General features: G+C 61.4%; 11 protein-coding genes. 6 read left to right on the forward strand and 5 right to left on the reverse strand.

What is annotated here, in order from left to right; translation table 11 throughout:
- Positions 1-3 precede the first annotated feature (3 nt).
- Positions 4-870, reverse strand: a complete 867-nt coding sequence (locus ACQ66J_RS13590; protein WP_430432050.1) for an alpha/beta hydrolase — start codon at positions 868-870, stop codon at positions 4-6.
- A gap of 118 nt (positions 871-988) precedes the next feature.
- Here ACQ66J_RS13590 and ACQ66J_RS13595 point away from each other — a divergent pair, with 118 nt between their 5' ends.
- From ACQ66J_RS13595 to ACQ66J_RS13605, 3 genes are all read left to right on the forward strand, one after another.
- A complete protein-coding gene (locus tag ACQ66J_RS13595; RefSeq protein WP_430432051.1) occupies positions 989-1,765 on the forward strand; it encodes a DUF547 domain-containing protein in 777 nt (258 codons plus the stop codon).
- 48 nt (positions 1,766-1,813) lie between these two features.
- On the forward strand, positions 1,814-3,184 hold the full coding sequence (gene mltF / locus ACQ66J_RS13600) for a membrane-bound lytic murein transglycosylase MltF (RefSeq protein ID WP_430432257.1): 1,371 nt from the start codon (positions 1,814-1,816) through the stop codon (positions 3,182-3,184).
- A gap of 207 nt (positions 3,185-3,391) precedes the next feature.
- Positions 3,392-5,635 (forward strand): TonB-dependent receptor, encoded by a 2,244-nt coding sequence (locus tag ACQ66J_RS13605; RefSeq protein ID WP_430432052.1) that lies wholly within the window; start codon positions 3,392-3,394, stop codon positions 5,633-5,635.
- 101 nt (positions 5,636-5,736) lie between these two features.
- On the opposite strand, the gene ACQ66J_RS13610 is transcribed toward ACQ66J_RS13605, so the two are convergent.
- The 3 genes from ACQ66J_RS13610 to selD form a co-directional block, all read right to left on the reverse strand.
- A complete protein-coding gene (locus ACQ66J_RS13610; RefSeq protein ID WP_430432053.1) occupies positions 5,737-6,603 on the reverse strand; it encodes a hypothetical protein in 867 nt (288 codons plus the stop codon).
- Positions 6,604-6,677: 74 nt separating this feature from the next.
- Entirely contained in the window at positions 6,678-7,994 is a 1,317-nt protein-coding gene (locus ACQ66J_RS13615; protein ID WP_430432054.1) for an ABC1 kinase family protein, read from the reverse strand.
- 53 nt (positions 7,995-8,047) lie between these two features.
- Positions 8,048-9,112: a selenide, water dikinase SelD gene (selD, locus tag ACQ66J_RS13620; protein WP_430432055.1), complete on the reverse strand. Its 1,065-nt coding sequence runs from the start codon at positions 9,110-9,112 to the stop codon at positions 8,048-8,050.
- Between the two features lie 53 nt (positions 9,113-9,165).
- Between selD and mnmH the strand changes: the two genes are divergently transcribed.
- Positions 9,166-10,227 (forward strand): tRNA 2-selenouridine(34) synthase MnmH, encoded by a 1,062-nt coding sequence (gene mnmH / locus ACQ66J_RS13625; protein ID WP_430432056.1) that lies wholly within the window; start codon positions 9,166-9,168, stop codon positions 10,225-10,227.
- Between the two features lie 103 nt (positions 10,228-10,330).
- On the opposite strand, the gene ACQ66J_RS13630 is transcribed toward mnmH, so the two are convergent.
- Positions 10,331-11,218 (reverse strand): dienelactone hydrolase family protein, encoded by an 888-nt coding sequence (locus ACQ66J_RS13630; protein ID WP_430432057.1) that lies wholly within the window; start codon positions 11,216-11,218, stop codon positions 10,331-10,333.
- A 195-nt stretch (positions 11,219-11,413) separates the two neighbouring features.
- On the opposite strand from ACQ66J_RS13630, the gene ACQ66J_RS13635 reads away from it, so the two are divergent.
- Positions 11,414-13,849: a DUF305 domain-containing protein gene (locus ACQ66J_RS13635; RefSeq protein ID WP_430432058.1), complete on the forward strand. Its 2,436-nt coding sequence runs from the start codon at positions 11,414-11,416 to the stop codon at positions 13,847-13,849.
- A 110-nt stretch (positions 13,850-13,959) separates the two neighbouring features.
- Positions 13,960-15,855, forward strand: a complete 1,896-nt coding sequence (locus tag ACQ66J_RS13640) for an acyltransferase family protein (protein WP_430432059.1) — start codon at positions 13,960-13,962, stop codon at positions 15,853-15,855.
- Positions 15,856-16,153: the final 298 nt, after the last annotated feature.

The following is a 16,153-nucleotide window of genomic DNA, read 5'->3' on the forward strand; positions in this document are numbered from 1 at the left end:
GCGTCAAAGCCCGATTGCGTCGGCGACTTGGCCAAGCCAGCTCGCGACGCGGTCGGGGGCTTCCATCGGGATCAGATGCCCGCCTTCCACGGTCTCGATCCGCACTCCGCGTGCGGCGAGGCCAGCAGTGTTGATGACGGTTGAGCCTTTTTGGGCCTTGAGAACCTGGACGCTGTCGCCCAGTCGCCGCGCGGCTTTCAACAGATCGTGCCCCTGGCCTTCGAAATTGGCGGCTTCCCAGTTCGGGTCGCAGGACAGTTTGACGCCGTCTTCAAGCTCTACAAGACCGTCTTCTAGGTAGTCTTCCAGCACGCCGTCCGACCAGCGGGCGAAGGTGGGGCGCGATTGATACCGGCTGATGACCGCATCGCGATCCGGCCAGCCGTTCGAACGTTTGCGCGCCGTTGCGCCGAGCCTGATCGTAGATCCCTTCATGAAGCGCCAGATCGGCGAGCGCGCCATCAGATAGAACGACGATGGCAACACTACAGGTTCGACAAGCGCCAGCGGCGGCGCGTCCGGCAGTCGCGCAGCGGCGAGCAAGGTGCTCGACGCGCCCATGGAATGCCCCGCCAGCAAGGCCGGGCGGCGATTCAGCCGGTCGTAAAGCGCCAGAAGATCGTTGGCGTAAATGTCCCAGCTTGTATGGGTGGTCGGATCAGCGGGCAGACTGGTGCGGCCATGACCGCGCAGGTCGGGCGCAATGATCTCGAACCGGTCAGAGAGGGGCTGCAAGAGCTGGCGATAGACGCCGCCGTTAAAGCCGTTGGCGTGTGCGAACACCAAGATCGGTGCGCCGGGATTGGGCCAGCGCCAGGCCGCCATCACCCCGTCTTCAAACTCATATCGGGTGCGTTCAGGCTCAGTCATGGCGGGCTTTCATTCACAGGCGGTCACAAGCGGTTGAGCTTGCCCGATTCTCACCGGGGCGTGACTGGTTTTCGGCAATTGTGGGACTAGTCTGCTGATCAGCCGCACGGAGGGTGGAATGAAAGCATTCATCACCACAATCGCCTGTCTCGCGAGCCTGGCCGGTCTGACGCTCGCCCAGGCTCAGACCGATCTGCACACGCCCTGGGATCAGGTGCTTGGCGCCTATGTCGCCGAAAGCGATGACGGGGTGAACCGGTTTGATTATGCGGGCTTGCGCGCCAACTCGAACGATCGCGCGGCTTTGACCGCCTATATCGAACGCCTTGAGGCGACGCAGGTCAGCGCGTTGACGGATGATGAGCGCTTCGCTTTCTGGGCCAATCTTTATAACGCCGTCACCGTGCGGCTGATCGTGGATGAAGCGCCTACAAACTCCATTCGCCAGATCCGGCCGCGCCCCTGGTCCATCGGTCCCTGGGGCGTGAACCGGGTGGAGGTGGAGGGCCGCGCGCTGTCGCTGGACGATATCGAGCATGGGATCATGCGCGTCGAATTTGAGGCGCCATTGGTCCATTACGCCGTCAATTGCGCCTCTATCGGCTGCCCCAATCTGATGGCGCGCGCCTGGCGCGGCGACACGCTGGAGGCGGACCTTGAAGCGGGCGCCCGCGCCTACATCAACCATCCCCGCGGTGTCACGGTCACGGAAGACGGGCTCGTCGTGTCGCGAATCTATGACTGGTTCAACGAAGATTTCGGCGGTTCGGACGCGGGCGTCATCGCCCATGTGCTGAGATATGCCGAGCCGGATCTGGCGCAACGCATCGATGGAGATACCCAAATTAAATCATATTCCTACGACTGGTCCCTCAACAAAATTGAGAGCTCGTAATCGTCCCGGGATTTGGTTTGCAGGCTCTGAGCGCCTATCTTGATCGCCATGGGGTTGTGCAACATATCCGTACGCAGAGCGTGCGTCGCGGCGCTGGCGCTTGCCGGCGCGGTTTCTTGTGGGCGTGTTGATCCGCCTGGTCTGGAAACGCTGGATGAGATCCGCGAGCGGGGCGAGCTGATCGTTCTCACGCTGGAAAGTCCGACCACTTATCATCTTGACGAAAATGGCGAGCCTGACGGCTATGAAGCGGCTCTTGTTCAGAACTTCGCCCAGGATCTGGGCGTCAGCGTGCGCTTCGAGCCCCAACGCGATTTGGGCCAGTTGCTGGTCAATATCGCGGCGGGCCATGGCCATCTGGCGGCAGGCGGTGTGACGATCACCGAAGCGCGCCGGGAGACCAGCACCTTCGGCCCCGCCTATAAAACCGTCACCGAGCAGCTGGTATGCCGCCGCGGTGGCCCCCGGGTGCGCACGATCGAGGACATGGCGGATGTCGAGATCGCGGTTCTTGAAGGCTCAAGTTATCTCGAGACCCTGCAAGCGCTGAAAGTGGATCATCCCGACATCGAATGGCGGACGGTGAACGCCGCCTCCGCCTTGCCTTTGCTGGAAATGGTGCAGGCCGAGCAGGTGGATTGCACAGTTTCGGATTCCACAATTGTCGCTCATGCCCGGCTGCGGTTTCCTGAATTGCTGACGCCGCTAATTCTGAGCGAAGAACGCTCCCTGGCTTTCGTCCTGCCTCTGGACTCGGCTGTGTTGCAGCCCCTGAATCGCTGGTCCGAAGCGCGCCATGAAGGCGACTTTCTGGAACGTCTGGATCAGCGCTGGTTCGGGGTGACCCGTCAGTTTGATTATGTGGACACCGCGCGCTTCATCCGCCGCATAGATGAGCGCTTGCCAGCCTTGCGTCCGCATTTCGAAGCGGCGGCTGAGGCGAGCGGCATCGACTGGCGCTGGCTCGCTGCGCAGGCGTATCAAGAATCCCATTGGGATCCCGACGCCGTGAGCGCCACCGGGGTGAGGGGGATCATGATGCTGACCCTGCCCACCGCAAACGAGCTGGGCGTGGAAGATCGTACCGATCCCGCCCAATCGATCGCGGGCGGCGCACGTTATCTCGCGAACCTCATGGAGCGGTTGCCTGAAGAGGTGCAGGGTCGGGACCGATTGTTTCTGGCGCTCTCCGCCTACAATGTCGGCATGGGTCATCTCTACGACGCACGCCGGCTCGCCGAGCGCCAGTCGCTGGAGAAAAACCGTTGGGGCGATATCCGTAAAGTGCTGCCGCTATTATCGGACCCTGAATATTATCAAACGCTTCCGCGGGGTTACGCCCGAGGACGAGAGCCAGTGCATTACGTGGCCAATATCAGGCGCTACCGCGTATTGCTGGATCTGCATCTGGATGAGTGATCCAGAGCTCTCCCGAAGCTCAGCAGGAAATGCGGTATACGGATCAATAGAAAACTGTTGCTGCAAGTGCACACTCCCGGCGTCTCGCAGGCGTTCAGCGTCATATTTTTCTTTCCATACTGACAAATTTCCGTAACACGCTCGGGACGAGCCCGCCCTTCAGGTCTGCTGAGAGGGCGATGGATCTCCACCCCATGCGTCGTCAGTATGCGGCGCGCTTTCGGAGTCGAACTCGTGCCCCAGTTCAAGACCCGCCTGTCCCGTCTCGCCGCCTGTTCCGCGAGCGTGCTCGCCCTTATGGCCAGTACTCAGCCCGCCGCTCTGGCCAATCAGGCGGAAGCCGCGCCCGAGCGTCTGGATATGATAATCGTCACCGCGACGCGGCGTGAAGAAAATGTTCAGGACGTGGCCGCGTCCGTGACCACAGCGCCGAAACCCACTCTGGACGCCATCATGGAGGCGGGCGGCGACATCCTTCAGCTCGCATCGCGTGCGCCGAGCCTGTACGCCGAAAGCTCCAATGGCCGCGTCGCGCCGCGTTTTTACATTCGCGGTCTGGGCAACACTGATTTCGATCTCGCCGCATCCCAGCCTGTCTCCATTTTGATGGATGGCGTGGTGCAGGAAAACGTCATTCTCAAAAGCTTCCCGCTGTTTGATATCGCTCAGGTGGAAGTCGCTCGCGGCCCGCAAGGCACGCTGTTTGGCCGCAACACCACGGCGGGTCTGGTGCGTTTTGACTCCGTGCGCCCAAGCCAGGAATTCGACGGATATGTCAGCGTCAGCGCCGGCTCACTCGGCACGACCAATGCGGAAGGCGCTATTGGCGGGGCGTTAATTGAGGACGTTTTGTCCGCGCGCGTCTCCGTGCTGCGCCAGCACCGCGACGACTGGATCGATAACGGGTTCTCAGGCGTACGCGATGCGCTTGGCGGTTTTGACGAGCAGGCGGCGCGCGTGCAGCTTCTGTACACGCCGACTGATCGGTTTGACGCGCTTCTGAACGTGCATGCGCGCGATTACGAAGGCACCTCTGCGGTGTTCCGCGCCAATATCCTGACCACGGGCTCGAACGATCTCAACGAGAATTTTGATCGCGACACGGTGTTCTTCGATTCACCGGCGAACAATCCCCAAGCCTATGAAGGTCTGGGCGCCAGCCTGACGATGAATGGCTATTTCGACGGCCTGACGCTGACCTCGATCACCGGCTATGAATATGCAGACGGGTTCAGCCTCGGCGATATCGACGGCGGCAATCTCAGCGGACCGGGCGTCATTCCGTTCCCGTCTGAAACCCAGGACGCGCTGGACGATCTCAAGCAGATCACCCAGGAATTCCGTCTGGCGTCAGATACGGACAGCGCGACCAGCTGGCAGGTCGGCGCGTATTATTTCGACTCCGAATTTGAAGTGACCACATCTTCGCCGATCGGTTTTCCGCCGACCACCACCGTGCGCCACGAAAACCAGCTCTGGGCGGTGTTCGGCCAGCTCAGCCATCAGCTGACCGATGACCTGCGCCTGTCTGCGGGCCTGCGTTATACGAGCGATGAGAAAGATCTCAGCGTTCCGCTGGCGGCTTTCCCGGTTGATCCGGTCAGCGTGTCGGATGAGGAAGTGAGCTGGGATCTGTCAGCGTTTTATGACCTCAACGACGATTTCGCCTTCTTTGGTCGTGTGGCGCGCGGTTTCCGAGGCCCGACCATCCAGGCGCGCGACGTCGCCTTTTTCTCACCGCCCTCTACGGCCCAGAGCGAAACCTCGACGTCGTACGAAGCGGGTTTCAAGTCCGAGTTCTCTGACGGTCGGGCGCGCGTGAACGCCACCGCCTTCTATTACGAAGTGTCCGATCTGCAGCTCTCCGCCGTCGGCGGCGTCGGCAACCTGGTTCAGCTCGTGAACGCCGATCAAGGCGTCGGCTATGGCTTTGAGGTGGATTCAGAATTCCTGGTGGGTGAAAACCTGCTGCTCACCGCCGGGTTCAGCTGGAATGAAACCGAGCTTCAGGATTCAGATCTCGAAGTCGGACCTTGCGGCTCGGGCCAGTGCACGCCCACCGATCCCGACGCCGATGGCGACGGTTTTGTGGAAGTGGACGGCAATCCGTTCCCGCAGGCGCCCGACTATATTCTCAGCCTGACCGCGCGCTATGACATTCCGTCTCAATGGGGCGGGGACTGGTTTGTCTACACCGACTGGTTCTGGCAGGGCCGCACCAATCTCTTCATCTATGAATCAGAAGAGTTCTATTCAGACGGCAATTTCGAGGGTGGTCTGCGACTGGGCTATGCCGGGAACGCCAATGGCCGGGACTGGGAAGCGGCGCTGTTCGTGCGCAACATCACCGATGAGGAAAACCTCTCGGGCGGCATCGACTTCAACAACAATACCGGCTTCGTCAACGAGCCGCGCATCTGGGGCGTCAGCTTGCGCACCAGCCTGAACTAGACACGGATCAACTGATCCGACGGCCACCCCCCTCACTGGCCGGAACGGCGTCAGGCTTCGGCCTGACGCCGTTTGTTTGAGCAGCGTGTGATTTCTAGAGATCAAGGCAGATCTGCAAACCGTTCGGACACCGCCGCTAACGCGGCATGTGTCGTTGTCGCTGGGAATTCCAGCGTCAGAGTGCGCTGCGCGTTGTGGAGCGAGAGCACCAGCGCATGGCGCGGTTCGCTGACCGGCGTCGGGGCGCCTAGATCAAACAGACGCACTTGCTCCCCCAGGGCTTGGAGTGTTTCAGGCGGCTCAAGCTCGCGGGTCGTTTCACTCGCCGCTTGCAAACGGGTCAGCTCGGCCTCAAAGCCATCGCCGTCGAGCACGCGCAACCCCACATCGTCCAGGTTCCAGTAGACGCAGCCGGGCAGGGCGTCGTCTGCACCTAAAAGGTCAAAGCGCAATAATCCCTCAGACAAGAGCGGGCAGGACAGGCCCCCGTCATGTACCGCGCCGTCGGGCGCTATGGCGCGCCATCCTTCACCGGCCTGGGGGTGAAGCGCGATCATGCGTGCATTGGCGTCCGCCGCACGATCCAAGTTATTGAGCATGGTGGCGGCGCGGGCTTCCTCAGCCGCCATGTGCGCGGCGTTGAGCACGAGCGCGCCTTGTAAGGCCGGGTCATCCATGATGATGGCGTAAGCTTCGCCTGAATAGGACGCCGTTGCCTGCCAGTCACCCAGACGCGCGCTGATATCGGTCAGAATATGGCGCGCGCGATAGTGCTCGGCCGGATCGGAGGCCAGAGTCAAAGCCTGCTCGGCGATCGGACGTGCTTCTTCATACTCATGGGTGAGCATAAGGCCGATAGCGCTTCGGAATGCCGAAGAGAACGTCGGCTCGGTCTGCGCAAGAGCAGAGCCTGACCCTAAGGATGCGCCAAGGGCGATAACGCAAGCGGCGGACGACAATACAGACATGAATGCTTCCCCAAAAGGTTGAATTTTTTAGGAAAGCTAACGTACCGCCCGCATGTCGAACATTTAAGGTTATGTTAGATATGACGTTCCAATAGCGCTCTTATGTCCAGGCGAGCGTCGAGCTTGGCGCCGAGCAGATACAGCCCCGCGACCTTGCGCTGGATGAAGACCGCCATAGGCTCAGGCGTCCGGGCATAGCCCATCGCCCGCAGTCTGAACCCGCCCTCTCGCAGCGGTTCGACCAGCGCCGACGCGTCAAAGTCATACGGCTCAGCGTTGAAGAGCGGCGACAGCGCCAGATCGGTCAGCTCAAGCACCAGAGCGCGCTGATCCGGCGGCGTGTCGTCTGACAGATAGCCCAGCTCCGTCAGCGCCTGTTCGCGGCCCGCCGCATCATCCGACAGGCCCGCGTGCAATAAGCGCTGTCCGGCGCTCTGGATCGTGTCGGGGATGTCCTGCACGGCGCCGAAATCCAGCAATCCCACCCGGCCGGTGTCGGGTTGATAGCGATAATTGGCGAAATTGGGATCGCTCTGGATGGCGCCGAACTCAAAGACTTCTCGCAAGGTCAGGTTCGCCAGCTCAGCCATCACCCGGTTGCGCTCGCTGGGCAGGGCGTCTGTCAGCGTTTCGATGGGATCTCCCGGCAGATAGGACATCGCCAGCACATTGGCGGTGGTCAGATCAGCCGCCAGCTCCGGCGTTGCAAAGCTGTCTGAGCCAGCGAGCCAGTCACGAAAAAGCGCCATTTTTTCACCCTCGCGGGCGTAATCGGCTTCGTCTTTCAGCTGGCGCTTGACCTCTTGAAGGATTGGCTTGAGGTCCAGGCCTTTGGGGGCGAGTCCGGACAGGGCGATCAGGCTCGCCAGATTGTCCACATCGCTGTCGATGCTGTCTCTGATGCCGGGATACTGCACCTTGATCGCCAGATCGCGGCCATCCTTGGTCTTCGCGCGATGAACCTGTCCGATGGAGGCGGCGGCCATGGGGCGCGGCTCGAAGCGTTCAAACCGGCTGAGCCAGTTGGGCCCCCAATTCTGGGTCAGCACGCGCTTGAGCTGGTGCGGCGGCATCGGGCGTGCGCTGTCACGCAGCCGCGCCAGCACATCGCTCAGTTCCGGCGGCAGCAGATCGCCGGAATCCATCGAGAGCATCTGGCCCATCTTCATCGCCGCGCCGCGCAAATGCGCCAGCTCGTCGGCCATGCGTTTGGCGTTCGACGGGGTGAGGATCAGCCGTGAGGCATCCAGCGTTTCACCTTTCGCCAGCGCCTGGACGGTGTTGCCCAGAGCTTCCCCCGCCGTGCCGGCGGCGAGACGCCCGAAGCGTCCCAGCCGGCTCAGGCGTCCTTTGGGAACAGCGGAGCCGCGGTCATCAGCTTTCTCGGTCATGCGATTATCCTCTCAGTTCAGAGACGCTAGGTCGCAGCCCGATGAAAACCCGATCAGGCGGAAAAACTGATCATGGGCTCGCCGGCCTCCAGCTGTCCGATCTGTACGGCGGCGCTATGGCCATGGCGCTCGAAAACCGCGAGCACATCCACCGCCGCGTCCGGAGCGCAGGCGACCAGTAGACCGCCGCTGGTCTGGGGATCGCACAACATGTCGCGATCTGAGTCTGACCAGTCTGGCGTCTGGGTGACATAGCGTTCAACCGCCGCCCAGTTGCGTCCCGAGGCGCCGGTCCGCACGCCCTGGTCCAGCAGACGCCGCGCGCCATCAAAAACGGGCAGGGCGGTGCGGTCGATGCGGGCGGCGAGGTTCGAGCCGCGGCACATTTCCGACAAATGGCCCAGCAGGCCAAAGCCGGTCACGTCCGTCACCGCATGAACGCCGGTCAATCCCGCCAGATCGGCGCCGGGCGTATTGAGCCGCGTGGTGGTCGCGATCATGGCGTCATAATCGTCCGGTGTGAGAAGCCCGCGTTTTTGCGCGGCGCTGAACACGCCCACGCCCAAGGGCTTGCCCAAGATCAGCACATCGCCGGGTTTGGCGCCGGCGTTTGTCAGGATGTGGTCAGGATGCGCCAGGCCCAATGCCACGAGGCCATAAAACGGTTCGGCGGCGTCAATGGAATGACCGCCCGCCACCGGCGCGCCGACGCTGTCCGCGACCGAGCGGCCGCCATCGAGAATGTGCCGAATGGTTTCAGGCGGCAGCACATTGATCGGCATGCCCAGCACCGCCAGGCAGAAGATCGGCTTGGCGCCCATGGCGTAGACGTCTGACAAGGCGTTCGTCGCCGCGATGCGTCCAAAGTCATATGGATCATCGACCACCGGCGCGAAGAAATCCGTTGTCGCGACCAGCGCCATCTCGTCATTGATCTTGTAGACGGCGGCGTCGTCGCGGGTGGCGGCGTCCAGCAGCAGCGCAGGGTTCAGCGGCAAGGGCGGGCTATCCGCCAGGATGCGGTCCAGGAAGGCGGGATCGAGCTTGCAGCCGCAGCCGCCCCCGCGAGCCAGGCTTGTCAGAGACGGCGGAGTGGCGGAGGAGGGGGTCTCGGTCATGGTCGCATCCGGCTGTGTTCGATTCTTGATCAGAACGGAACTATAAGGCGCGCATGTTGCGATACGAGACCCTCAAGGATGTCAGCGCCGCCGCATTGCAGCGCTTTGACCTGATCATCGATGTGCGTTCGCCCGGCGAATACGCCGAGGATCATTTGCCAGGCGCGGTGAACATGCCCGTGCTGGACGACGCGGAGCGCGCCGAAATCGGCACGACCTATGTTCAGGTGTCCGCATTTGAGGCCCGGCGCGCCGGCGCGGCGCTGGTGGCGCGCAATGCGGCGAAGCATCTGGAGACCGCGCTGTCTGACAAGCCCAAACGCTTTCGCCCGCTTGTCTATTGCTGGCGTGGCGGCATGCGGTCCAACTCCATGGCGACAATCCTGTCTGCGGTCGGCTGGCCGGTCGCGGTGCTTGAGGGCGGTTATCAGACCTGGCGGCGCGTCGTGATGGCCGGGATCGAAGCGGCGTCGCCAGAACTTGAGCTGATCTTGATCGATGGTCAGACCGGCACCGCGAAAACGGCCTTGCTGGAGGTGCTGCGCCAGAAAGGCGAGCAGATGGTGGATCTGGAAGGTCTCGCCCGGCATCGCGGATCGGCGTTCGGCGGCTTCGCGAACGCGCCCCAGCCCAGCCAGAAAGCGTTTGAGACAGCGCTCTGGTGTGCGTTGGAAGGCGTAGACTCCAGCCGCCCTGTGTTTGTGGAAGCGGAATCCGCGCGCATCGGGTCTGTCCGTCTGCCGTCACCTTTATGGACGCAGATGAAGGTCGCCTCGCGCATTGAGATTACGGCGCCACTGGCCGAGCGTGCACGATTTCTGGCGACCGCTTATGCGGATATTGTCCAAGATCCGGAACAGGCCTGTGCGGCGCTGGAGCTCATCAGCCCTTTCCACCCACGTGATCAGATCGCCCATTGGCGCGAGCTGGCGCTGATAGGTCAGCCTGAAACCCTCGCAGCGGAGCTTATGTCCGCGCACTACGACCCGGCTTATGACCGGGCCCGCCGCAAACGCCTGACCCCGAGCGCCCTGACGCTTGAAACAGAGCGTCTGGACGCGCCGTCGCTCGATGCGCTGGCGGATCGCATTATCGCATCAAAGCAGGCGCTCTAAGGGGCGGGCGCCTCTACCCCGAACCCCAGAGGGTTCGCAAGGCCTAAGGCCGCCCGCAGCGCGGCGAGGATCGAACACCTCGATGGGTGTGAGCCGGACAAGTCTAGGCGTTCAGGACCTGCTCAAAAAAGGCCAGCGTGCGTGACCAGGCGAGTTCGGCCTGCTGCGGGTCGAACCGCGCAGTGGTGTCATTGTGAAACCCATGCTGGGCGCCCTCATACATGAAGACCTCATAGGGGGCGCCAGCCGCATCCAGGGCGTCGCGCCAGACCGGCCAGCCGGCGTTGACCCGGTCATCGAGCGCGGCGAGATGGATTTGCAGCGGAACGTTGACGGCTTCGGCGTTTTCAGGCTCCGGCCATCCGCCGTAAAACGGTACGGATCCCGCCAGCCAGTCCAGGCGCACGGCCAGCTGGTTGGCGACTGCGCCGCCATAGCAAAAGCCGACGGCGGCCACCTGGCCCGTGCAGGCGGGATGATCGCGCAGGACATGCGCGGCCGCGATGAAGTCCTGAAGCATTTCACGCCCGTCGCGCTGGCGTTGAAGGGTGCGGCCTTCATCATCGGCGCCCGGATACCCGCCCAGCGGATGCAAGGCGTCCGGAGCGAAGGCGACATATCCCGCCAATGCGGCGCGCCGCGCCACATCGCGGATATGCGGGTTCAGGCCGCGGTTTTCATGGATCACCAGAACCCCGCCGCGCGGCGTTTCGGCGCTGGCGGGACGTACCAGATAACCGCTCATCTCGCCCGCGCCGTTCGGCGAGGCGTAAAGCATATCCTCTTCGGTCAAGCGTGGATCGCCGGCGTCTGTTTGCTGGGCGTTGGCGTAATCCGGCATCAAGGCGGCGGCGAGGACGCTGACTGTCAGTCCGCCAATGGCGTAAGCTTTCAGCCCGTCCAGAAAATCCCGACGTGACATCGCGCCATGGGCGTAGGCGTCATAGAGCTTGAACGCGCCCGGCGCGATCTCGGGGTCAGATTTTGGCATTGGCTCGCTCCCACGGCTTTGAAGGATGAAGCTAACGCATCGCGCTGAAGCTGCAAGTTGCTCACCTTTCCGCGGGAGCGCGTGCGGGCAAACTCGTTGAGCGCCGACCGGCAATAGGTCTGAACATACCGGAATCCCTTGCCGAACCGGGGCGGACCACTACTCTATGCGGCAACAAAACCGGGGAGAAACGCCATGACTTTCAACACACGATTGCGCCTTCAGTCCGCCATGATCGCTCTAGCGGCGGGGCTCGCCTCGCAGGCGGGCGCGCATGCGCAAGACGCGCCCATCGTCCAGCCCGGAGCGCCGGGCGAAGACGTGCGCCAGATCAGTGCGGAAGAAGCGGTGCAAATCGCGGCCAACCGCTTCTCCGACGCCGATGTGCAGTTCATGCGCGACATGATCATCCACCATTATCAGGCTGTGCAGATGGCGGATCTGGTCGCGGAGCGCACCAGCACGAATGACATCGTCGCCATCGCCGGGCGTATCAACGCCAGCCAGGCCGATGAGATCGCCTTCATGCAAGGCTGGCTTGAAGAGCGCGGCCAGGACGCGCCCGATCCCGCCAATGACCCGCATGCGATGCACCACAACATGGATCATGGCGGCGGCCATGAAGATCATTCCATGATGGCGGGCATGGCGACGCCTGAGCAGATGGACGCTCTGGCCCAGGCGAACGGGACGGAATTTGACGCTCTGTTCCTGGAGTTGATGATCGCCCACCATGATGGCGCCGTGGTGATGGTGGACGCCCTGCTGGACGAGCGAGGCTCGGCTTACGATCCGGTTCTGTTTGATTTCGTCAATGATGTCAGAAGTGAACAGAACTCAGAGATCCGCCGGATGAGCGCCGTGCTCGCCGCGCTGTCTGAAGACCCGCGCAATGGCTTGTCGGCGGGCTTCCGCGATGCAGGCGAGGCGATCTCCAATCTTGAACTCATCGCCAGCCTGCCCAAGCCCACCGGCTTTTTCGATACGGAGAACCCGGCGGGCCTGCCCCCCGAAATCACGCCTGAGGACAGTGATGAAGAGGTGGAGCGCCGCTTCGGCCGACGTGCGCCCTTCCTGAGCTTTTCGAACACCGACATGGCCTTCGCCGGCGACCTGCTGGCGGTCGGCAATTATCATGGTTTCAATCTCTATCGTCTCGGAGACAACGCGCCCGTTCTGATGAGCTCGGTCGTCTGTCCGGGCGGGCAGGGCGATGTCTCCATTGTCGGCGATCTGCTTCTGGTCTCCGTGCAGGATAATCGCGCCCGTGTGGATTGCGGTCGTCAGGGCGTGAGCGAAGAGGTCAGCGAGGAGCGTTTCCGGGGCTTGCGGATCTTTGACATCAGCAACCCTGTCGCCCCGCGCCAGGTGGGTCAGGTGCAGACCTGCCGCGGCTCTCACACGCATTCGGTCGTCTCAAGCGATGAGGACATGATCGTCGTCTACAACTCAGGCACCAGCTCGATCCGTGATGAAGAAGAGATGGCGGGCTGCGTGGCGGGTTTTCCGGGCGATGAGGAAACCGCACTGTTCAGCATTGATGTGATCGAGATCCCGGTCGCCAACCCAGCCGCGTCTCGCATTGTCGACAGCCCGCGCGTTTTCGCCGACGACGAAACCGGCCGCATCGCCGGACTGTGGAGCGGCGGAGATCATGGCGAGGGCACCCAGTCCACGCGTCGCACGGACCAGTGCCATGACATCACGGTGTTCCCGTCGCTGAACCTCGCCGCAGGCGCGTGTTCGGGTAATGGCATCTTGCTTGATATCAGCGATCCGCGCGCGCCTGAGCGCATTGACGCCGTGGTCGACCAGGGCTTCGCCTATTGGCATTCGGCCACCTTCAGCAATGACGGCGACACAATCTTGTTCACCGATGAATGGGGCGGCGGCGGCCGGCCGCGTTGCCGGGCGCAAGACCCCAGCGATTGGGGCGCGAATGCGATCTACGCGATCAATGACGGCCAGCTTGAGTTTGAAGGCTATTACAAGATCTCTTCAGCCCAGTCCGAAGAAGAGAACTGCGTCGCCCATAACGGCTCTATCGTTCCGGTTCCCGGCCGCGATGTGTTCGTGCAGTCCTGGTACCAGGGCGGCATCTCCGTGCTCGACTTCACCGACCCCGCCAATGCGTTCGAGATTGCGTATTTCGACCGCGGTCCGATCGACCCGGATGTGATGGTGCTGGGCGGATACTGGTCAAGCTATTGGTATGATGGCCGCATTTACGGCACCGAGATCGTGCGCGGTCTGGATGTCTTTGAGATGGTTCCCAGCGACTATCTGAGCGAAAACGAGATCGCCGCCGCGGCTCTGGCCGATCAGGGGCAGACCTTTAATCCGCAGCAGCAATTGCCGGTCAGCTGGCCCGACCATCCGGTCGTGGGCCTCGCTTATCTGGACCAGCTGATGCGTGACGAGGCGTTGCCGCAAGACCAGGCGGCGAGCCTGTATGATGCGTTGGGACGTGCTGCAGAGGCTGTCGAGTCGGAGGCGCGTGACCGTCAATTAGCGCGAGAATTGCGCGATCTGGGCCGGAACTTGCCCGATGCGTCTGAAGGCAGCGCTGCTGCGCACCGGATCACGGCGCTTTCCGAAGTGATTGACGGGGTGGCGCGCAGTCTGCGCTAAAGACATAAGGTTCGTTTTAACGTCATGAGAAAGGAGCCGCGTCATATCTGACGCGGCTCCAATCATGTTAGTATGATGGTTAACCCCGAAAACCCCCGCGAGCGCCGTTCATGTTGAAGTATCGTCCGGAGATAGACGGGCTGCGGACAATCGCGGTGCTTTCGGTCGTCTTTTATCACGCCGAGCTGTTCATCGGCGACCGGCAGCTCTTTCGTGGCGGGTTTCTTGGCGTAGACGTCTTCTTCGTCATCTCCGGCTATCTGATCACGTCGATCATTCTCAAGGAAGCGGCAGGGACCGGGTTCAGTTTCCTGCGCTTTTATGAGAGGCGGGCGCGTCGTTTGTTGCCAGCTCTGATCGTGGTGTTGCTCGCCGCCACGCTGGCGGCTGTGCCTATGTTGCATGCGAGCGCGTTGAAAGAGTATGCCGGCTCCGCGGTCACGAGCTTGCTCTTCTCATCCAATATCTGGTTCTGGCTCCAAGACGCCTACACTGCTGAACCCTCACGGCTAAAGCCGTTGCTGCACACTTGGACGCTATCGGTTGAAGAGCAGTTTTATATCTTTTTTCCGGTGTTGGTTCTGCTGGTGCTTAAGATACGCCACAGCGTACTCTTGCCCACACTCGTATTGGTCTTCCTGTCATCCTTGATATTGGCTCAAATAAGCAGCCAGCATACGCCGGAGGCGAACTTTTATCTGCTGCCCATGCGCGCTTGGGAATTAATGGCTGGCGCAATCCTGGCCTGCCTCGAAGTGCGGTATGGGCGCAAATCGCCACCAGTATTACAATCCGTCATGCCGGTTTTGGGAGTGTGTCTGGTTTGCGGGCCGATCCTGGTTTTCCATCACGGTTTGCCACATCCCTCTTACCTGACGCTGGCGCCTGTGCTGGGCGTCGCATTGCTGATCTGGTTCACCCAGCCCGGTGGTCTGGTCACAACGCTGTTGAGCTTGCGACCGATGGTCTGGATCGGGCTCGTGTCATACTCGCTGTATCTTTGGCACTTTCCCATGTTCGCGCTGGCGCGCGTTCAATTTGGTGAACTGAGTCTGAGCTTGACCCTCGGGCTCATTGCCGGCTCAGTCGTGCTTTCCGGTCTCAGTTATGTCTGGATTGAAAAACCCTTCAGGAATACGCAACAGGTCAGCCTGCCCCGTTTCATGGCGCTAGCCAGCCTGTTGGTGGGGCTCTTACTCATCATCAATGGTACGATTTTCATCCTGGATGGACGGGTGAAGCTGCCGGGCGGTTCGCATTTCGCCTACACTCAAGCCCAGATTGAATCCGGTCGAAACGCGCGCTTCGATAGAGTGCATCAGCGTTGTCTTCGCCTGGGGTGGGAGGTTTGTGACGACCCGCAGAATGGGCGGCGCAACATTCTGATCGTTGGCGACAGCCATACGGTGGACGCCCTGAATGTTCTGGATGTTATTTTTCCTCAGACGCACCTGATGCAATCAACTCTTCCAGGGTGCCCGCCTTCTCCTGATATTCGAGCACTGGTCAGCGCCACCCATCCCCAATTGCCCGACTGTGAAGCAATGAATCGCGAGCGTTTTGATCAGGCTTCTCTGCAAGATGTGGATATGGTCGTGATCACCTATCTGGGAGACTGGTACGGTCCGGATGATCTGGAGCCCTACTTGCAGTTTCTCACTGCGAACACAGATGTCCCGATCCTCTGGTTCGGCAATTATATCCACCTGAATGCTGACTTTCCCGACCTTTTGAGGGAGGGAGATGGCGTGGAAAGCGTGGAGTCTTTAGGCAGTCAAATCCGAAGCCGGTTTCTTTACGAAGATCAGAACACGCAGTTGGCGGCGTCTTACGGCGTTGTCTATGTCAGCAAGCGGGATGCGTTGTGCGACGGCGATGATTGCCCGCTCTTTGCCGAGGGCGAGCCCTTCACCTGGGACCGGCATCATCTGTCCAGGCCGTTTGCGAGACGGCTGGGGGAGGCTCTGGAAGAGGATTTGCGCCCGCTGCTGTCGCCGGAGACATGAGCCGCCAAGGGCGATCCAACGGCCTTTGACATGCTGATTTAATCAGCATGTCTGACAAGATGGAGGATTGGATCCTGAAGGCGATCAGGGGCGCCTGTACGACACGGTCTGTACAGCGTCGCGCTATGCGCGCCATTCGCATGAATTCAGAAAGAAGGCTGGCGGAGACGAAGGGAGTATCCGCCATACTCTCTAATTCCTTTATATACTTAGCAATAAGCTCAGGAATTTGTACCGGTAAAACGTCGTACCGCGCCGGTACACTCGCTTGGAGTGGCGCGAGAAGTCAATACAAGGC

The organism is Oceanicaulis sp. (assembly GCF_965284345.1).
GTDB lineage: Bacteria > Pseudomonadota > Alphaproteobacteria > Caulobacterales > Maricaulaceae > Oceanicaulis > Oceanicaulis alexandrii_A.

What these genes read in the sequence shown, in the direction of transcription:
- ACQ66J_RS13590 (WP_430432050.1), bottom strand. Translation starts at nt 870, where the DNA reads ATGACTGAGCCTGAACGCACCCGATATGAGTTTGAAGACGGGGTGATG.
- ACQ66J_RS13595 (WP_430432051.1), top strand. Translation starts at nt 989, where the DNA reads ATGAAAGCATTCATCACCACAATCGCCTGTCTCGCGAGCCTGGCCGGT.
- mltF (WP_430432257.1), top strand. Translation starts at nt 1,814, where the DNA reads ATGGGGTTGTGCAACATATCCGTACGCAGAGCGTGCGTCGCGGCGCTG.
- ACQ66J_RS13605 (WP_430432052.1), top strand. Translation starts at nt 3,392, where the DNA reads ATGCGGCGCGCTTTCGGAGTCGAACTCGTGCCCCAGTTCAAGACCCGC.
- ACQ66J_RS13610 (WP_430432053.1), bottom strand. Translation starts at nt 6,603, where the DNA reads ATGTCTGTATTGTCGTCCGCCGCTTGCGTTATCGCCCTTGGCGCATCC.
- ACQ66J_RS13615 (WP_430432054.1), bottom strand. Translation starts at nt 7,994, where the DNA reads ATGACCGAGAAAGCTGATGACCGCGGCTCCGCTGTTCCCAAAGGACGC.
- selD (WP_430432055.1), bottom strand. Translation starts at nt 9,112, where the DNA reads ATGACCGAGACCCCCTCCTCCGCCACTCCGCCGTCTCTGACAAGCCTG.
- mnmH (WP_430432056.1), top strand. Translation starts at nt 9,166, where the DNA reads ATGTTGCGATACGAGACCCTCAAGGATGTCAGCGCCGCCGCATTGCAG.
- ACQ66J_RS13630 (WP_430432057.1), bottom strand. Translation starts at nt 11,218, where the DNA reads ATGCCAAAATCTGACCCCGAGATCGCGCCGGGCGCGTTCAAGCTCTAT.
- ACQ66J_RS13635 (WP_430432058.1), top strand. Translation starts at nt 11,414, where the DNA reads ATGACTTTCAACACACGATTGCGCCTTCAGTCCGCCATGATCGCTCTA.
- ACQ66J_RS13640 (WP_430432059.1), top strand. Translation starts at nt 13,960, where the DNA reads ATGTTGAAGTATCGTCCGGAGATAGACGGGCTGCGGACAATCGCGGTG.